The 16,995-nt window shown below is 57.5% G+C and carries 17 protein-coding genes; 10 read left to right on the top strand and 7 right to left on the bottom strand.

The genetic code is table 11. From position 1 onward, the window contains the following. Window positions 1-110: 110 nt before the first annotated feature. Both RBB47_RS15930 and RBB47_RS15925 read right to left on the bottom strand, forming a co-directional pair. Window positions 111-848: a DUF1013 domain-containing protein gene (locus tag RBB47_RS15930; RefSeq protein ID WP_305986840.1), complete on the bottom strand. Its 738-nt coding sequence runs from the start codon at window positions 846-848 to the stop codon at window positions 111-113. A gap of 154 nt (window positions 849-1,002) precedes the next feature. Continuing rightward, window positions 1,003-2,007 carry an NAD(P)H-quinone oxidoreductase gene (locus RBB47_RS15925; RefSeq protein ID WP_305986839.1) on the bottom strand — a complete coding sequence of 335 codons (1,005 nt, stop codon included), beginning with the start codon at window positions 2,005-2,007 and terminating at the stop codon, window positions 1,003-1,005. Between the two features lie 147 nt (window positions 2,008-2,154). Between RBB47_RS15925 and RBB47_RS15920 the strand changes: the two genes are divergently transcribed. After that, window positions 2,155-2,349 (top strand): DUF1192 domain-containing protein, encoded by a 195-nt coding sequence (locus tag RBB47_RS15920; RefSeq protein ID WP_305986838.1) that lies wholly within the window; start codon window positions 2,155-2,157, stop codon window positions 2,347-2,349. A gap of 416 nt (window positions 2,350-2,765) precedes the next feature. Beyond that, window positions 2,766-3,308, top strand: coding sequence for a DUF1465 family protein (locus tag RBB47_RS15915; RefSeq protein ID WP_371932797.1), 543 nt, complete (start codon window positions 2,766-2,768; stop codon window positions 3,306-3,308). Between the two features lie 280 nt (window positions 3,309-3,588). On the opposite strand, the gene rpmE is transcribed toward RBB47_RS15915, so the two are convergent. After that, window positions 3,589-3,813 carry a 50S ribosomal protein L31 gene (rpmE, locus tag RBB47_RS15910; protein ID WP_008196026.1) on the bottom strand — a complete coding sequence of 75 codons (225 nt, stop codon included), beginning with the start codon at window positions 3,811-3,813 and terminating at the stop codon, window positions 3,589-3,591. Window positions 3,814-4,071: 258 nt separating this feature from the next. On the opposite strand from rpmE, the gene RBB47_RS15905 reads away from it, so the two are divergent. After that, on the top strand, window positions 4,072-5,925 hold the full coding sequence (locus RBB47_RS15905) for an ABC transporter transmembrane domain-containing protein (protein WP_371932796.1): 1,854 nt from the start codon (window positions 4,072-4,074) through the stop codon (window positions 5,923-5,925). Between the two features lie 45 nt (window positions 5,926-5,970). On the opposite strand, the gene RBB47_RS15900 is transcribed toward RBB47_RS15905, so the two are convergent. Genes RBB47_RS15900 through RBB47_RS15885 form a run of 4 tightly spaced genes read right to left on the bottom strand, consistent with a single transcriptional unit; the run spans window position 5,971 to window position 9,618 of the window. Continuing rightward, window positions 5,971-7,458, bottom strand: a complete 1,488-nt coding sequence (locus RBB47_RS15900) for a tripartite tricarboxylate transporter permease (protein WP_305986834.1) — start codon at window positions 7,456-7,458, stop codon at window positions 5,971-5,973. A gap of 1 nt (window position 7,459) precedes the next feature. Then, window positions 7,460-7,909, bottom strand: coding sequence for a tripartite tricarboxylate transporter TctB family protein (locus RBB47_RS15895; protein ID WP_305986833.1), 450 nt, complete (start codon window positions 7,907-7,909; stop codon window positions 7,460-7,462). A 3-nt stretch (window positions 7,910-7,912) separates the two neighbouring features. Then, a complete protein-coding gene (locus RBB47_RS15890; protein ID WP_305986831.1) occupies window positions 7,913-8,863 on the bottom strand; it encodes a tripartite tricarboxylate transporter substrate binding protein in 951 nt (316 codons plus the stop codon). A gap of 23 nt (window positions 8,864-8,886) precedes the next feature. After that, window positions 8,887-9,618 (bottom strand): GntR family transcriptional regulator, encoded by a 732-nt coding sequence (locus RBB47_RS15885; RefSeq protein ID WP_305986829.1) that lies wholly within the window; start codon window positions 9,616-9,618, stop codon window positions 8,887-8,889. Window positions 9,619-9,701: 83 nt separating this feature from the next. On the opposite strand from RBB47_RS15885, the gene RBB47_RS15880 reads away from it, so the two are divergent. The 7 genes from RBB47_RS15880 to RBB47_RS15850 all read left to right on the top strand — a co-directional run bounded on the left by RBB47_RS15880 (window position 9,702) and on the right by RBB47_RS15850 (window position 16,994). Continuing rightward, window positions 9,702-10,478: an amidohydrolase gene (locus RBB47_RS15880; protein WP_305986828.1), complete on the top strand. Its 777-nt coding sequence runs from the start codon at window positions 9,702-9,704 to the stop codon at window positions 10,476-10,478. 263 nt (window positions 10,479-10,741) lie between these two features. Next, window positions 10,742-11,752, top strand: coding sequence for a CDF family Co(II)/Ni(II) efflux transporter DmeF (gene dmeF / locus RBB47_RS15875; RefSeq protein ID WP_305986827.1), 1,011 nt, complete (start codon window positions 10,742-10,744; stop codon window positions 11,750-11,752). 391 nt (window positions 11,753-12,143) lie between these two features. After that, entirely contained in the window at window positions 12,144-13,514 is a 1,371-nt protein-coding gene (locus RBB47_RS15870; RefSeq protein ID WP_305986825.1) for an ABC transporter substrate-binding protein, read from the top strand. Then, on the top strand, window positions 13,504-14,328 hold the full coding sequence (locus tag RBB47_RS15865) for a dipeptide/oligopeptide/nickel ABC transporter ATP-binding protein (protein ID WP_305986823.1): 825 nt from the start codon (window positions 13,504-13,506) through the stop codon (window positions 14,326-14,328). Before RBB47_RS15870 ends, RBB47_RS15865 begins: the two co-directional genes overlap by 11 nt. Continuing rightward, complete coding sequence (locus RBB47_RS15860; protein WP_305986822.1) at window positions 14,315-15,118, top strand: ABC transporter ATP-binding protein; 804 nt, start codon at window positions 14,315-14,317, stop codon at window positions 15,116-15,118. Before RBB47_RS15865 ends, RBB47_RS15860 begins: the two co-directional genes overlap by 14 nt. Next, window positions 15,115-16,122, top strand: coding sequence for an ABC transporter permease (locus tag RBB47_RS15855; RefSeq protein WP_305986821.1), 1,008 nt, complete (start codon window positions 15,115-15,117; stop codon window positions 16,120-16,122). Before RBB47_RS15860 ends, RBB47_RS15855 begins: the two co-directional genes overlap by 4 nt. Continuing rightward, window positions 16,119-16,994: an ABC transporter permease gene (locus RBB47_RS15850; protein ID WP_305986820.1), complete on the top strand. Its 876-nt coding sequence runs from the start codon at window positions 16,119-16,121 to the stop codon at window positions 16,992-16,994. Before RBB47_RS15855 ends, RBB47_RS15850 begins: the two co-directional genes overlap by 4 nt. Window position 16,995: the final 1 nt, after the last annotated feature.

Here is a 16,995-nt window from a genome sequence, read left to right as displayed (position 1 = left end):
GTGCGCCCTGGCGGCTCATCGCACCAATTGGCTGGCGCGGAGCCAATTGAAACCAAAAAAGCCACCGGCTGTTTCCAACCGGTGGCCTGAATTTTTCAGTTCGAGGAAGTTTACTTGTTTTCCTCGTCCTCGCTGCCTGCCTCGCCCTCTTCCTTCAGCGAGTTGAGCTTTGCAAAGACCGCGTCCGCGTCGATTTCCTCTTCCTCTTCGCGCTTCACCGGCTGGTTCGGATCGAGAGAGAACGCGGCGGCGATAGCGTCTTCGCTGGTGCTGTCCTCGACCGGCATCAACGTCTCCACGGGCTCACCCACGGCAGGTTGCGGAGCATTCTTGGCCGCCTTTTCGACTTCCATGTCCAGCTCAAGCTGGCTGCAAAGACCAAGCGTGACCGGATCCGACGGTGTCAGGTTGGCTGAATTCCAATGGGTCCGGTCGCGGATCGCGGCAATTGTCGGCTTCGTCGTGCCGACGAGCCGCATGATCTGGGCGTCTTTCATTTCCGGATGGTTCCGCACCAGCCACAGGATCGCGTTCGGACGGTCCTGGCGGCGGGAAACCGGAGTGTAGCGCGGTCCTTTGCGCTTGGATTCCGGCACGACCACTTTCGAGCCCTGAAGCTTGAGGTGATAATTCGGATCGTTCTGAGCTTTTTCCACTTCTTCGCGTGTCAGCTGGCCGGTCAGGATCGGATCAAGGCCCTTGATGCCCTGGGCGGCTTCGCCATCGGCGATCGCCTTGACTTCCAGCGGATGCAGTTTGCAGAACGTGGCAATCTGCGTAAAGCTCAGCGCCGTGTTGTCCACGAGCCAGACGGCGGTGGCCTTCGGCATTAGCGGCGTGTTCGCCATCGAATAAATTCCTCTCGTGTGCTCCCCCGCCCGGCAGGGCGAAAAAGCGGTGTTCCATTCTTGTTTCATGGGAAGTGGCGCGAATATATGCTGAACGTAGCGGAAACGCAAATGAAGTCCTGCGTTCAGTATCCGGGCGGCAAACAGCGGTCAATCAGTCATCGATTGTCAGGACGATTTTCCCAATGTGACCAGAACTTTCCATGCGGCGATGTGCGTCTGCGGCCTGTGTCAGCGGAAAGGTCGAATCCATCACCGGCTTCACTTTGCCTGCTTCAATCAGCGGCCAGACCCTTGATTCCAGGCTGTCGGCAATCGCGGCCTTGAAAGCGTCGCTGCGGGGGCGCAGGGTCGATCCGGTATGGGTCAGGCGCTTGACCATCAGACGGGAGAAATTGACGTTTTCGGCAATGCCGTTGAGCGTGGCGATCTGGCAGATGCGGCCCTCAACGGCGGCGGCTTTCCAGTTGCGTTCCACATAATCTCCTCCGACCATATCGAGAATCACGTGGACACCCTCCCCGTCCGTGATCTCGTGAATAGCCTTCTCAAAGGCTTGCTCACGGTAGTTGATCACGTGATCGGCTCCCAGCTTTCGCACCGCTTCAGCCTTGTCGTCCGACCCGACCGTTGTGAAAACTTCCGCTCCGAAGGCCTTTGCCAGTTGAATTGCGGTTGTCCCGATACCCGAGCTGCCCCCGTGCACCAGGAACCGCTCACCGGCGGACAATCCGCTGCGGTCGAACACATTGGTCCAGACCGTGAAGAATGTTTCCGGCAGGGCGGCAGCTTCCACCATGGACATGCCTGCGGGAACCGGCAGGGCGTGGCCCGCATGAACCTTGCAATGGGTGGCATAGCCTCCTCCGGGCGCAAGTGCGGTGACCGCATCTCCGCTTTTATAGCGCGTCACTTCCGCGCCAGCTGCCACCACGTCACCGGCGACCTCGAGCCCGGGAAGATCCGAGGCTCCCTTCGGCGGCGGATAAGCACCCTTGCGTTGCAGCACGTCGGGACGGTTCACACCAGCCGCCTTGACCCGGATCAGGATCTCATGCGGCCCGGGTGCCGGTAGCGGTCTTTGCTCGGCGACGAGGACGTCCGGACCACCAGGTTCTGAAATTGCGATTGCGGTCATTTCGTCCGGCAAAGTCTGCATGAAGAGCGTTCCTTCTGGTTCATTTTGGGACTGGCAAGGTAATCCCTGCCTGGAATATGGTAAATTCGACGGCAGCCTATCGGAAAGAAAGTCGAACGCAAAAGACCAATCTGAATCGGCAAACACCGCATGCGAGGAAGCGAGACGATGAGCCTTTTTGACGACGATGTCCCCAAAAAACCCGAATCCGCAAAGATCACGGTTGGCGAAGATTTGGCGCGCTTGTCAGAAGAAGAGCTGTCCGAGCGCATATCCGCATTAAACGAGGAAATTAACCGTACGCAGCGGGAGCTTGAGCAACGCGGCACTATTCGCGATGCCGCCAACTCCATTTTCCAATAAAGTCTTGTAAGTTATTACGATATTTTGAATTTGTTTCAGATCTCGACTGGAACCTGGGTAAACGAGGTAGGTAAATTTTTACTCGTTTACCTCTCATTAATCTTTCCAAACTATAAATAAGGCCATCCAGTCATCTGGATTTGAGTGGCTCCTGTCCACTCTGTTTGACGCCTCCCTGTTAAAGACTCAGAGCCGCAACCGTGCGGCTCTTTTTTTTGCCTCCACCACATAGTATCTTGTCATTGTTCTGGTTAACCGCCGGCATCGGGCAGATCTGGCACACGGCTTGCTCGGTAACTGGCATGAGGACGCGCAACGTTCCGAATAGGGACATCTTGAAAAAGGATGTCTCGTCCCGGGACAGAACACAAAAAAGGTGCGTCAAACCGGAAAAGTAGTTGAGGCGTAGTAATCCTATGACGGAAGACATGAAAGAAGCCGGTGGTCCTGAGGGCGCAGTGCATATCGCGCAGCACCTTGCCAACTCGGACAACTTCCAGAGCCTTTTTCAGGAAGGCATGTCGCTCGTCGAGGAGACGGCCATGTATCTGGACGGAGAGGGCCGCGAAGAGGCCAAGCAACTGCCGCGTCCCGCTTCACTCGCCTATGCAACAGAATCAATGCGCCTGACCACGCGCTTGATGCAGCTTGCCTCCTGGCTGCTGCTGCAGCGTGCCGTCAATGAAGGCGAGATGTCCCGCGAACAGGCAGGAAGCGAGAAGAACAAGGTTCGGCTCGACAAGCTCAGCTCGGCGACCGGCGGCCCGTCATGGGATGAGCTGCCGCAGACGCTGCGTGACTTGATCGAACGGTCGATCCGGCTCCAGGAGCGCGTCGTCCATCTGGACAAGATGCTGTACCGCAAGGGCGGCGAAGAAGAGGTCGAGGAAGCGATCAACGACAATCCGGTCGCTTCGCAGCTCAACCAGCTGCACGCTGCTTTCGCCAAGCTCGGCTGATCCGGTCCCCGTTTTCAATTTTCGAAAAGCCGCCGCAAGGCGGCTTTTTTGCTGCGAAGCGCTTCGCCGGCCAGGCCTTGGGTGGGGTTTGTCACTTTAGCGCTGCAAAGGCCCCGGATCAGGTCCTGAACGGAACTGCACAAGGTGCATTTTCATGGAACAGACATCTGGGGGTGAAGTTAGCGAAGCCTCACATCCTTCCGGCAGCCAGCCGCGAAGCGACTACAAAAAAACCCGGCCAGAGGCCGGGCTTTCAAACCTGAACTGTCGTCGCAACGGCTTAGGAGCCGAGGAAGCCAGCGAACTTGTTCTTGAAGCGGGACACGCGGCCGCCGCGGTCCATCAGCTGACGGTCGCCACCGGTCCAAGCCGGGTGCGAGGTCGGGTCGATGTCAAGCTGCAGGGTGTCGCCTTCCGCGCCGTAGGTGGAGCGGGTGGTGAATTCGGTACCATCGGTCATGACGACCTTGATGGTGTGGTAGTCGGGATGAATATCCGCTTTCATGACCGGTCCTTTCAAGCGCCTTGATCCTGCTCCGTTAAAGCAAATTCCCTGACGCAAAACGAGATAAGGGGCCGCCGATCCGGATGCGGACGCCGCCCTCAGAAACATGAGGCGGGGATATACCTCAAGGCTGCAGCCAAGACAAGGGGCAAATTCTCTCAATCCTGCTTTGGCTTCGATCAAGGATTTCCGCTCCGTTTTCTGGCACATCACATTCAACCGGCTAACCGACAGCGGGCATTGTTTGAACGCCTGAACATGCTAAAGAAAAGCTGTGCCGGCACGCACAACAAGGAGAGCCCATTGGCCGACGCCACCGTTTCAGACCCGCAGACCGAACAGGAAAAGTCCCGAAAGTCGCTGAAACCGCTGACCCGCCTGTTGCCCTATCTCTTCAAGCACCGGGGCATGGTGATTGCGGCCATTGCAGCGCTTTTTTCGGCCGCGGTGATCACGCTTGTGCTGCCCAATGCAGTGCGCAGGATGATCGATTATGGATTTGGTGCGGACGACCCGGCCCTTGTGAATTCCTATTTTGCCGTGCTCATCGTCGTTGTCTGCGCACTGGCGACGGCAAGTTCGGTCCGCTATTTCCTTGTCATGTGGCTTGGCGAGCGGGTCGTCACCGAAGTCAGGGCCGACGTTTTCGACCACATGACGCGTCTGAGCCCCTCTTTTTACGACAGCGCAAAGTCCGGCGAAATTCTCTCTCGCCTGACGGCAGACACCACCCAGATCAAATCCGCGTTCGGTGCAAGTGCGTCACTCGCCATGCGCAACCTGATCATGTTTTCAGGCGCTGCGGTGATGATGGTCGTGACCAGCCCGCGTCTGTCGGTGTTTGTTCTGGCGGCCATCCCGGTGATCCTGGTTCCCATTTTGGGCTTCGGTCGCAAGGTGCGCAAACGGTCCCGCTTTGCACAGGATACGCTCGCAGACGCCTCCGCTTATGCCAGCGAGATGCTGGGCGCAGTGCGCACGCTGCAGGCCTTCACCCACGAACGCCTCAGCGCCGATCGCTATGGCTCGGATGTTGAAGCGGCGTTTCACGCGGCGCGGCAGGCGATCATCGCGCGGGCTGCGCTCACAGGCTTCGCCATCTTCGTCATCGGCTCCAGCATCGTCGCCGTTCTGTGGATCGGTGCAAGTGATGTTTTCTCAGGCCGGATTACGGGCGGTGAGCTGAGCCAGTTCCTGCTCTATTCCATTCTCGCTGCAGGATCGCTTGCAGCACTTTCCGAAGTCTGGGGGGAATTGTCCCTGGCGGCAGGTGCCGCCGAGCGCCTGTCCGAGCTTCTGGAAATCGAGCCGGAAATCAGGGCACCGGCCAACCCTGTCAGGCTGCCGGAAACAAAACGCGGCACGATCGCCTTTGATCATGTTTCCTTCGCCTATCAAAACAGCAAGGAAATGCCGGTTGTTCAGGACCTAACGCTAGAGGTCTCGCCCGGCGAAACGGTGGCTGTTGTCGGGCCGTCGGGCGCGGGCAAGTCGACGCTTTTCAGCCTCATCATGCGCTACTACGACCCGAGCAGCGGTGTCGTCCGCTTCAACGGTGTGGAGCTCAAACAACTCGACCCGCAGGATCTGCGCCGCCATATCGCTCTTGTGCCCCAGGACACGGCGATTTTCGGTGCGACCATTGCCGAGAACATCGCCTATGGCCGGCCCGATGCCACCCGCGATGAGATCGTGGCCGCCGCCCAGGCCGCGCTCGCTGCCCCTTTCATAGACAACATGACCAACGGCTTCGACACGCTTGTCGGCGAACGCGGGATTACTCTATCCGGCGGTCAGCGCCAGCGGATCGCAATCGCCCGCGCCGTTCTCCGCAACGCCCCTGTCCTTCTTCTTGACGAGGCCACGAGCGCGCTGGATGCGGAAAGCGAGAACCTTGTCCAGAAAGCCCTCGATCGGCTGATGGAAGGAAGGACGACGCTTGTGATTGCCCACCGTCTCGCGACCGTCCTCAAAGCGGACCGGATCGTGGTCATGGAAGATGGCCGCATCGTTGAAACCGGCACTCATGACGAACTGAGCGCCGCCGGCGGACTATACGCCAAGCTTGCCCGCCTCCAGTTCGGAGCGGACAAGCAAAAAGAGACGGCTTGAGCACCAAACAAACGGCGCAAAACAGGTCGTTGCCCGGGTGATCGCTTAAGCGGCGCGGCTTTTCCGGATCGATTTGGCAATTGGCCAGATCAGAACCAGGAGTGTGGCAATCGCCAAGGTTGCTGAAATGGGCCGCGTCAATAGTTCCGACGGATCGCCCCGACTGATGAGAAGAGCCCTGCGCACGCTTTGTTCTGCCATTGGACCCAGGATCATCCCGAGAATGATCGGCGCCAGCGGAACATTCACCTTTTCAAGGAAGTACCCGGCAACGCCGGCGGCGAACATTACCCACAGATCGATCGGGCGTCCGTTGATGACATAAACACCGACGCACATCAAAATCATGATCGAGGGCACCAGCAGCACCCCTGGCAAACGCTGAAACTGAGCAAAGACACGTGTTGCCAAAGCCCCCCCAAGAAAGATGATGAGGATTGAGGTGAGCAGCATCTCCATCATGAAACCACCCACCAGCACCGGATTTTGGTGAAAGAGTTGCGGACCTGGTTGCAAGCCGTGGATCACGAGTGCGCTCAGCACCAGCGCTGCGACCACATTTCCGGGAATGCCGAGCGCCAATACCGGGATCATGGACGCAGCATTGTCAGCGTTGTTGCCCGTTTCAGCAGCCGCGACACCTTTGGGATTGCCCTTGCCGAAACTGTCCTGGTCCCTAGCAGTGTTTTTCGCGGCGTTGTAGCTCAAGAATGCTGCGATGTTACCGCCTGCTCCCGGCAGAATCCCGACGGCTATTCCGATGCCGGAGGATCGGATCCAGGTTGGAATGAAGCTTCGAATTTCACCGGACTTGAACGGGATGGCCTGCAACTTGAGAGCTGCGGCCGAGAGCCCCTTGAAATCGGACTTTTCGGCGAGCTGCAGAACCGGCGGCAGAGCATAGAGACCGACCAGCACCACGATCAGATCCAGACCGCCCAGAAGCCAGGTCTGTCCGAAGGTGAAGCGCGCCTGCCCGGACAGGCTGTCGATCCCCATTGTTCCGATCAACAGACCAAGTGTTGCTGACATAACCCCCTTCACCGGGTCGGAGCCGACCATCACCCCAACGGACGCCATTCCGAAAACAGCAATCCAGAAATACTCCGCCGGACCGAAAAGCAGTGTCACCTTTGCCAGAAGCGGGCCGACAGTCATGAGCGCGATCGCCGAGGCAATCCCGCCAATTGCCGATGACCAGCAAGCGACCTTCAAGGCCTTTGATGCTTCGCCCTTTTCGGTCATGGGAAAGCCGTCAAAGGTTGTCGCGATCGAGGCGGGCGTTCCGGGGATACGCAAAAGGATGGACGGGATTGCACCGCCATACATGGACCCGTTGTAGATACCGGCGACCATCCCGAGCGCGACGAGCGGATCCATCGAATAGGTCAAGGGCAACAGCAACGCGATCGCCATGACAGGATTGAGACCTGGCAATGCCCCGATAAAGACACCAAGAATGGTGGCGCCGATCATCGCCAGAAGCGGGCCGAGTGTCAGCACCGCAGCAAGTGCGTCAATGTAGAAGTCCATATCAGCCACCCCCGCTCAACAAAATGACAACCGCCTCACGCGGGAGTGGTTTTTCGAGAAGGAACGAAAAGACCGCGTACACAATCGCAATGAAAATGACACTGACGATGAGCGCATAAGTGAAACGGCGAAAGCCGAGTGCGTAGGGCATCGCGAGCATCAGCAGGAGCGAGGCTGTGTAGAACCCGAGCGGAACAACGAGCGCGATGTAAAGAACGCCCGCCGCAATGCCCGTCCACAATTTCTTCGGTGCATCGACAAGGACCCGTTCGATCGAATCCTGTGCGCGCAAGGCTCTCAATGCGACAGTCGTGCCGAGAAGTGTCAACAACAGACCCAGCACCATCGGATAGGTTCCACCGGCCCCCTGGTAGAAGCTGGCACCCCAGGCCGTGGCGATGCCCAGAGCCATGAAAATGGCTCCGAGCGCAATGTCCTGTTGACGTTCCATCCGTCAGAGACCGAGAGCCTTGGAGACCTCTGCGAGGCCGTCAAACTCGTTCTGAAGGCGCTGACCGAGGGCATCCCCCTTGACGACATTGGGGACCTCACCCTTCGTGGCAAGGAACGCGACATAGTCCGGATTGTTCACGGCCACTTCGATCACGTCTGCAAGTTTCGCGACAATTTCAGGATCAAGACCCTTGGGTCCAAGGATCGCGCGCCAAAGCAGGGTTTCCTTGTCCGCCATCCCGAGAGCTGCCAACCCTGAGGCACCCGGCAATGCCGGAACGTCTGCAGCCGACGTCACGATCGGGCAAACAGCCGTTCCAGCCTCGACATGAGGCAAGACCGTGGAGATGGAGCCGCCGTAGATGTCGACGTGACCTCCGAGGAAATTTTGAAGCGATTCCTTGGCTCCGCCGAAAGGAATGGCAACTGCATCAATTCCCTTGGATTGGAAAATACGCTCAGCCGCCAATTGCATCGTTCCACCGATGCCATCGTTGGCATAGGTATACTTGCCCGGGTTCGCGGCCAGTTCCTCAAGAAAACCCGCTCCGTCGGTCGCCGGGAAGTCGGATTTCACGCACAGTGTATAGGCGGTCTCCGACGTCGATGCGATTGGCGTGAAACTGTCGAGTGAATAAGCGACATTCTGCACCTGGGGCACCGTTGTAAGCGGACTGTTCCAGGTCGCAAAGAGTGAATACCCGTCGGGTTTGGCCTGCATGAACTGCGTCGCACCGACGGAGCCACCGCTGCCGGAAACATTCAGGATCGCAATGGACTGGCCAAGTGCTTCTTCCAGAATAATCGCAAGTTTGCGCGCGCTCGTGTCGGTCCCCCCGCCTGCACCGGCGGGAATGGTCAGTTCGATGCTGCGCTCCGGATACTCCGCCACAGCCGGCGTTGCCAGAACCGCTGTCGCGGCGAGACAGGCAAGTGTTGTTGAAAATTTCATTTGTTCCTCCCTGAAAAGTCACATCAAGAGATTTCGCTGCGGTAGCGAAACTGCGCCGCACTTCCGTGTGCGATACGCCATTCGACCGGTTTGTCTTCAAGATCGAAGGCCGTGCGGCGGATTACAGCCATGGGGTCTCCGGCCGACAGCCGAAGCCGCTGGGCAACGGTTTCGCTGGCCTTGCCGAAAGACAGATCATCAATGGCGCGTTTGACCAGCACGCCGAAGTGCTCGAAATAAAGCGGATAGAGCAACGGTCCGAAACTGCCTGCTGGCAATTCGACAAAGCCCTCGAAACGGTCCGCCGGAACGTAGATCTCCTCGTAAAGAACCGGCAGATCGGAGAGACTGCGAAGGCGAAGCGTCTTGATCACGCGATCTGTTCCAAGCGCATCGGCCGCCTCCTCGGGCGCCTTCGCAGCAACGCGTACGATCAACTGGCTCGATGGAATGGCCAGCTGAGAGCCGTCGGCTTCCCGAAGCTGGAAAAAGCGGAACAGGGTCGCGTCGAAGGACGGCGCCCGCACATATGTCCCGGATCCCTGCCGCCGCTCAAGCAAGCCTTCATCGACGAGCCCATCGACGCCCTTGCGGACAGTGCCGACGGAAAGTCCGTATTCCTTGGCCAGACGCATTTCAGACGGTATCGGCGCATCCGGCGTCCACTCACCCGCAGCAATGCGCGCGGTAAGCGTGTCCCGCAGCCTCACATAGGCCGGCAGACGATCATCCGAGCTTAACGAACTGGTGGCCATAAACTTCCTCCTGTGCATCACACTAAATCAGGCTTGATTGATTTAGTCAACTAGTCATATATATGAATTTGGAGGTGCGAGATATGTTTCAGTTCGATTGCCATGCTCATGTGTACGAGGCCGTCAGTGCAATCTCGCAAGCAAGGTATGTCCCGGAAACAGCAGCGCCGCTTTCCACCTGGAAAAAAACGCTCGATCGTCATGGACTCACAGGTGGTGTGATCGTTCAGGTCAGCTTTTTGGGAACCGACAATTCGGAACTCTGCGACGCCCTGAAGCGTCTGGATCCGGACAAATTTGCTGGCGTTGCGGTGGTTCCTGTCGACATTGACGACGCGGAACTGGACCGGCTGGTCGAGACCGGGATACGCGGTCTGAGGTGGAATCTTGTTGGCGGCGCAGACCTCCCGATCCCTCTATCGATGCAATGTCAGACTTTTTTTGAAAAGCTGAAGGCTCGCAATCTACATCTGGAGATTCATCTGGAAGGGCCGCGTCTTGCTCCACTGCTCCCGGTTTTGGCGGATCAGGGTCTGAACCTGGTGATCGATCATTTCGGCCTGCCATCGGAACGCAAACCGGTCGACGACCCGATGATCAAGGCCGTCAGATTACTTCACGACCGATCAAACATCTTCTACAAGTTTTCAGCACCCTATCGCACACCCTTTGATCTCACCTCTCATGGAGAAGAGCTGCTACGACTGCTCGACGAGGGGCACGTTGTGTGGGGAAGCGACTGGCCACACACACAACACGAAGGCCAGGCGATCGAGTCTCAGGTTCACGATTTTGCTGAACGCTGGAAAACCATTGACGATGGCTTAGCCGTGAAAAAACTGTTCGGGCTTTCAGGTTAGGGGCATGGCAACCTGACCTGAAACGGACAGGTTAAGACCGCCTGCTACAAAAGCTAAATTTAACCAAGTGCAGACTGTGTGCTGTCCTTTGCGTCTTTCCATCGGGCTGGATGGACGGTGCCGCCGCGGCGCCGTCCTCACAGTCCACCGGTCTCAGTGCGCCTGCCTGACAGAGTTGTGGACCAGCTTCTCTGCGGTTCATAAACTCATCTGTGAGTCGTACGCAGCGAGCCAGTCCAGTCAATTCCGGGAGCGTCTTCAAAATGCACACCAAAGACATGTCCACTTGGACGCACGACCATGTTTTCGGTCAGGACAAGGCACGGCCTGGTGAGCGGCGGACACTCATCATCGTCATTGTGACGGCCGTTTTCATGGTCGTGGAAGTCATCGCCGGACTTTACTACGGTTCGATGGCGTTGCTCGCCGACGGGCTTCATATGGCAAGCCACGCGGCTGCACTCGGAATAAGCGTGGCGGCCTATGTTTATGCGCGGCGGCAAGCTGCCAATCGGCGTTTTTCCTTTGGTACGGGCAAGGTCAACAGCCTGGCGGCTTTCGCCAGCGCGATCCTTCTGGTGGGGTTTGCCGCGCTCATGGCCGTGGAAAGCATCGAGCGGCTGTTCAATCCGGTGCTCATCAGTTTCGACCAGGCGATTTTGGTCGCGGTGCTCGGGCTTCTTGTCAACGGCGCCAGCGCCTGGCTGCTCGCCTCCACCCCGCATCATCACCACCATGATCACGGGCACGACCATGGCCATCACCACCATCATCACGATCACGCACATCATCATGACCACAACCATGCTGCGGACACGACATCGGAAGTCCACAGAGACCACAACCTGCGGGCCGCATATCTCCATGTTCTGGCCGACGCGCTGACTTCCCTCCTGGCGATCCTCGCGCTTCTCGCAGGCAAGTTTGCCGGAGCGAACTGGCTCGACCCGGTCATGGGCATTGTCGGCGCCATTCTCGTCGCACATTGGTCCTTTGGCCTACTGCGCATGTCGGCAAAGGTCCTGTTGGACTGGCAGGCGGAGGATCGGGTGGTCGATCAGCTGCGCAGCGCGCTTATGGCAGATGAGAGCGACAGGATCGCGGACGTGCATGTCTGGGCGATCGGCCAGGGACAGCACGCGGCCGAGGTCACGATCGTGAGTCATCAATCTCACGGGCCAAACCACTATAAATCGTTGGTACCGGAGGACCTCGGAATCGCCCACATCACGGTCGAAGTGCACCGCTGCACCACTTCGAATGAGGCGGCCTGATCAGTCCCCTTCAGGCACCAGATTTGTCCGCCGACGGCAGGTTGATCGGTCGAAGGATGACACGGGCCATCACCCCGCGGACTGCAACCGATTTGCGTGATGGGTTGAGTGGTTTTTTGCTTGAAATGTAATACTATTACATATAGGCAAAAGCTGCATCCTATACTCACGTTTTCCGCACCCGGAGCCTATCGTGTCTACTCACAAAATCAGTTTGTCCATCCCCGCCTTGTTGAGCGCGGGTGCAATTGCAATCGCCGCATTTGCGATGCCCGCGTTCCAAGCGTACGCCGACGAAAACACCATGCGTATTGCTGTCCCTTTCGGACCCAAGAGCAGTGTGCCGGATCCCCGAGCGAGGCAAAATGGCTGGCTTAGCAACCGAGCCGGTGTGTCGGAGACTTTGATCGGCCTTGGCTACGACATGACCATGCAGCCGCGCTTGGCTGAGACATACGAAAACATCTCGCCAACCGAGTGGAAACTGACGCTTCGCAAGGACGTCAAGTTCCATGATGGGTCGCCTATGACCGCGCAAGATGTAAAGGCTTCCTTCGAAAAGCTGGATATCGAAGGGCACCCTGGCCACAATCCCCGGCTGTCCAGGTTGCTCGGCATCGAGAGCATCACGGCTGAAGACGACCACACCTTGGTGTTCAAGACAAAATCACCGAATTCCGCTTTCTTGTGGTCTCTTACCGAACCGTCTGCGGCTGTCCTGAGAGAAGGCACCGACGAATTGCCACTTATCGGCACGGGCCCGTTCGTGTTCGTCATGGCTGAGACGGACAAGACTTATCAGACCCGCAAGTTTGCAGATTACTGGGGTGGAGAGCCGAAGCTTGATCGCATTGTCATGGATGCGCTGTCTGATCCCGCTGTTGCTGCGTTGGCACTTCAGGCGGGTGATGTTGATCTTGTGACCAATTATCCGGAGCCGGATTACGCTGCTTTGAAGGAAAAGGGCGAAGGTCAGCTGTTCTCCAACCCAACCACCCGGCTCTTCTTTTTCCAGGTCAGGACAGCCGACGGTCCGCTTGTCGATGACACACTGCGCACGGCTGTTTCCCTCGGCCTTGACCGCGAGACGATTGTTGCCGCGTCCCTGAACGGCGTCGGCGGCGAAGTCGCGAACAGCCTATTTCCCGCGACCATGGCCTCTTGGGCCAACGCCGATCTGTCTCTGGACTATGATCCGGAGAAAGCCAAGGCGCTGTTGGACGAAGCCGGGATCATCGACACAAACGGCGACGGTAACCGGGAACTGAACGGCGAAGAAGTTTCCCTCAAGATCCGCTCATATGAAGGCCGTGCTGCATTGCGCCCGACCTTGGAGATCACACAGGCGCTGCTTCAGCAAATCGGAATCGGATCCGAGATTTCCATGGCCGAGTATGATGCCAACAACGAAGCCTTGAAGGCCGGTGAAATCCATATGCACCTTCAGGCATGGGGTACCGCACCGCAGGGCGATCCGGATTACTTCCCAAGCACTTTGGTCGAATCGGGGGTCGGTTACAATTTCTCCGGCTATTCCAACGAGGAACTGGATGAGCTTCTGAAGAAGGGCCGCGAAAACTTCGATGATGAAGTCCGCAAGGAGCACTACGACCGCATTCAAGAGATCATCAATTCCGAATTGCCGCTGATTCCAGTCTTCCACAAGACACAAGTGTCCGTTGGTAATGGTAAGGTGGAGGGCTACAAGATCCACCCGGCAGAAACCTACCTTGTGACGCCGGATCTGACGCTTGCCGAATGATCGTAACCTGCTCTTGAAACTCGAGAACCTGTCGGCCCGCATCGGCCGGCAGGTGGTTCTGAGCAATGTCAGTTTGAGCATCAAGACCGGTGAGTGCGTTGCCGTCGTCGGCGGGTCCGGTGCAGGCAAATCGACACTTCTGCGCTGCCTGATGGGTTTAACGCGTCCCGCGAGCCCCTTTGAGGGCCGACTGGTTTTCAACGGAAAAGAGACCCACTTTCCGTTGTTGCAAAATGCGCGAAAGCCTGAGCGAATTGCCTATGTTCCGCAGAATCCTGACCAGGGATTCGATCCCCTCAAACGCCTGGCCTGGCAATGGCGGCAAGCGTCCCGGATCATCACCGGCGCTAGCGATTTTACTGACAGGCAGAAACAGCTTCTTGAACAACTTGGGCTGAAGCCATTCGGCAGGAGTTTTCCGCATGAGTGGAGCCGGGGTATGCAACAGCGTCTGCTTGTGGCCATGGCGCTGATCGGAGAGCCACGTTTGCTCATTCTGGACGAGCCGACATCAGCCCTTGACCCACTCATTGCCGCCCAGGTGCTCCGTGCAGTCAAGGCATATGCGGAATTGCATGACATCGCGGTCTTGATCGTGACCCATGATTTATCTCTTGCCGCTCGAAACGCGCACAGCACTGCCATTATGAATTCCGGACGCGTTGTCGAGTTTGGTGAAACCGCAACGCTTCTCTCCTCGCCGCAATCCGACTATGGGCGATTGCTTGTAAAACATCGGGACTGGACAGTTCTAAGCAACCCGCAATCGTCCGGTTCCATCACTGCCGAGCAGTCGTTCGATGCTGTCAGTTGACCACTTGAGCCTTTCCATCGCCGGCAATTTGATCCTGGACGATGTTTCCTTTTCGCTTCCCGGTGGTCAAACGTTGTGCGTGGCTGGTGAAAGCGGGTCCGGCAAAAGCAGTCTGCTCAAAGCACTGAATGGCTTGATGCCGGCACGCTTTGAACAGCTTGTCTTCAACCCGAAAACCGGCTTCGCCGTGACGCATGCCGGCCATTGGCAAGGACGCCCCGGTTTGAAGGGAAGCCGGTGGGTGATGCAGGACCCCATCGCTGCCTTGAACCCCAAGTTGACACTGGGCGCCTCGATTGCTGAAAGCATCTTTTCGAAAAATCTCTCTGAGGCCAACCTCGAAAACGCCGTTTCGACAGTGCTTTCCGACGTCGATTTGCCCAGTGAGATGACAACGCGAAAGCCATCTGAAGTATCGCTCGGCCAAGCACAGCGCGCTTGTCTCGCACGTGCGCTCATCGCCAGCCCGGATCTCGTCTTCTTTGATGAACCGCTCAGCGCGCTTGACGCCATCGTGCAGAAGCAAATCGCCAAGACCATGAAACAGATTCAGGAGCGCTACGGCATCACATTTGTCATTGTGACCCACGACCTTGGCTTTGCCGCAGCTTTTGCCGATCAGATGCTGGTGCTCCGAGACGGCAAGGTCGAAGCCTATCAGGTGGCAAATTCGTTCTTTGCAGAACCGGCAAGCCGCTACTGTCGTGACCTCATCGAAGCCGCGCGGGACCTGGGCAGTCTGCCGCAAGCACCCCTAAGTTCCGGCCGACCGGCAGAGGTGTACTCATGACGGATCATTGGGGTCGGCTGAAACAGATTTTCGCGTCCAGCGGTCGGCGATTGGTGGGTTTACTGGCTGTGCTATTCGGGGTCAGCCTCATAACCTTCACAATGACGTTCTTCGCCCCGGGAGACAAAGCGGCTGCCATTGCACATGCGCGCTATCCGGACGCAAACGGTTTCCCGCCGGAAATTCTGGAAGGTATTCGTGAGGAGTTTTCGCTGAACGAGCCCTTTTTTGTGCAGTTCTTTGAATGGCTCATGCGCTTTGTTCAGGGAGATTTCGGCAATTCATTTGCTTCCAATACACCCGTTTGGGATGTCTTCCTTGCCAACATCACCGAGACCCTGACGCTCACTGCCACATCGCTCACGATTGGTTTGATCGCAGCCTTTTGTCTGAGCGCAATTTCGGTTTGGCGGCCCGGGAGCCTGGCGGACCGATGCGCCGTCGCTCTCGCTTCCATTGGCGCCGCGATGCCGAATTACTGGCTCGGACTGCTTTTAATCCTGCTCTTCGCGGCCCACCTCGGCTGGTTGCCCGCTTACGGAACCGGAACGCCAGCACATATCGTTCTGCCTGCCCTGACCCTGTCTTTCTGGATCACCGCATCGCAGACACGTCTGATGCGTGCCTTTTTTCTGGAGGCCAAGTCTGCACCTTATGTTGAAACACTTAGGCTACGGGGAGTGAGCGAGGCCGAAATTTTCTGGCGGCACATCCTGCGCCACGCGGCCATTCCCGCACTCACGATGATCGGACTGGACGTTGCCGCCTTGCTCGAAGGCACGATTATCGTTGAGCTGACATTCGCTCGCGGCGGGATTGGATCGCTCCTCGCAGGGGCGGTTCTGTCGCGAGACTATCCGCTGATCCTTTTTCTCGTGATGTTCTTCGCGCTTGTTTATGTCTTCATCAACACGTTGATCGAGATCCTTCAGGATTTTCTGGATCCGCGAACATCGCTATTCGCGTTCAAAGACGCTGATATCCGGAAAGGTGCCCGGTCATGACAGTGGCTGAAAAACTGGTTCTTCCGGAGGAGCCCAGTCTCGAGAAAAAAATGCGGGAGCGGGACTTCAACCGCTTTCTCCTCAATCTCGGCATCGGATTGCTTGTACTTGGAACACTTGTCGCGGCCGGGTTTTCGTTCACGCCCTATGCACCGAACGCAGCGGATTTCCTTAATCGCCTCTCGCCTCCGTCCGCCGAACACTGGTTCGGCACAGATCAGCTTGGCCGGGATGTCGCAACGCGGATCCTCTATGGCGGTGTTTGGTCGATTGGCCTCGCGTTCCTGATCACATCGATCGGGGCTGTTGTTGGGACAATTGTCGGCCTGGCAGCCGGTCACTTCGGTCGTGCCGCCGACACAACACTGATGCGCGTGACTGACAGTTTCTTTGCCTTTCCAGAACTGATCGCGGCAGTCACGATCGCCGGTGTCCTTGGACCGAGCACGACCAATATGGTGATGGCGCTGATACTGGTCGGCTGGATGAGATTCGCCCGGCTGGTGCGCGGGCTCAGTGTTGATCTTGCTCACAGGGATTTTGTCACCCAGGCAAGGCTGAACGGCTTGCCGTCATGGCTCATATTGAGCCGTCACATTCTGCCGAATGTCGGCCCCAGCCTTCTCGTGTTGTGGACCAATTCCTGGTCGCGGACCATCTTGTCCATTTCAGGATTGAGTTTTCTTGGCTTTGGCGTTCAGCCTCCAAACGCGGAGTGGGGTGCCATGTTGCTGGACGGCAAAGCCTATATGCAAACCGCGCCGCACCTGATGATCTTTCCTGGGCTGGCGATCCTTGTGACAGTTCTGTCCATCAACCTGACCGGCGACAGGCTGCGTGATCTCATCGGCGGCGAAGCACTTTCGGATTAGA

It is taken from the genome of Roseibium sp. MMSF_3544 (genome assembly GCF_030732845.1).
Lineage (GTDB): Bacteria > Pseudomonadota > Alphaproteobacteria > Rhizobiales > Stappiaceae > Roseibium.
This window is presented reverse-complemented; position numbering and strand designations above follow the sequence as displayed.

Bases quoted from the DNA above. Each gene is read 5' to 3' on its own strand.
- RBB47_RS15890 (WP_305986831.1), bottom strand. From the start codon at position 8,863: ATGAAATTTTCAACAACACTTGCCTGTCTCGCCGCGACAGCGGTTCTG.
- RBB47_RS15895 (WP_305986833.1), bottom strand. From the start codon at position 7,909: ATGGAACGTCAACAGGACATTGCGCTCGGAGCCATTTTCATGGCTCTG.
- RBB47_RS15925 (WP_305986839.1), bottom strand. From the start codon at position 2,007: ATGCAGACTTTGCCGGACGAAATGACCGCAATCGCAATTTCAGAACCT.
- RBB47_RS15880 (WP_305986828.1), top strand. From the start codon at position 9,702: ATGTTTCAGTTCGATTGCCATGCTCATGTGTACGAGGCCGTCAGTGCA.
- RBB47_RS15850 (WP_305986820.1), top strand. From the start codon at position 16,119: ATGACAGTGGCTGAAAAACTGGTTCTTCCGGAGGAGCCCAGTCTCGAG.
- RBB47_RS15855 (WP_305986821.1), top strand. From the start codon at position 15,115: ATGACGGATCATTGGGGTCGGCTGAAACAGATTTTCGCGTCCAGCGGT.
- RBB47_RS15885 (WP_305986829.1), bottom strand. From the start codon at position 9,618: ATGGCCACCAGTTCGTTAAGCTCGGATGATCGTCTGCCGGCCTATGTG.
- rpmE (WP_008196026.1), bottom strand. From the start codon at position 3,813: ATGAAAGCGGATATTCATCCCGACTACCACACCATCAAGGTCGTCATG.
- RBB47_RS15905 (WP_371932796.1), top strand. From the start codon at position 4,072: ATGCTAAAGAAAAGCTGTGCCGGCACGCACAACAAGGAGAGCCCATTG.
- RBB47_RS15860 (WP_305986822.1), top strand. From the start codon at position 14,315: ATGCTGTCAGTTGACCACTTGAGCCTTTCCATCGCCGGCAATTTGATC.
- RBB47_RS15920 (WP_305986838.1), top strand. From the start codon at position 2,155: ATGAGCCTTTTTGACGACGATGTCCCCAAAAAACCCGAATCCGCAAAG.
- RBB47_RS15900 (WP_305986834.1), bottom strand. From the start codon at position 7,458: ATGGACTTCTACATTGACGCACTTGCTGCGGTGCTGACACTCGGCCCG.
- RBB47_RS15915 (WP_371932797.1), top strand. From the start codon at position 2,766: ATGACGGAAGACATGAAAGAAGCCGGTGGTCCTGAGGGCGCAGTGCAT.
- dmeF (WP_305986827.1), top strand. From the start codon at position 10,742: ATGCACACCAAAGACATGTCCACTTGGACGCACGACCATGTTTTCGGT.
- RBB47_RS15930 (WP_305986840.1), bottom strand. From the start codon at position 848: ATGGCGAACACGCCGCTAATGCCGAAGGCCACCGCCGTCTGGCTCGTG.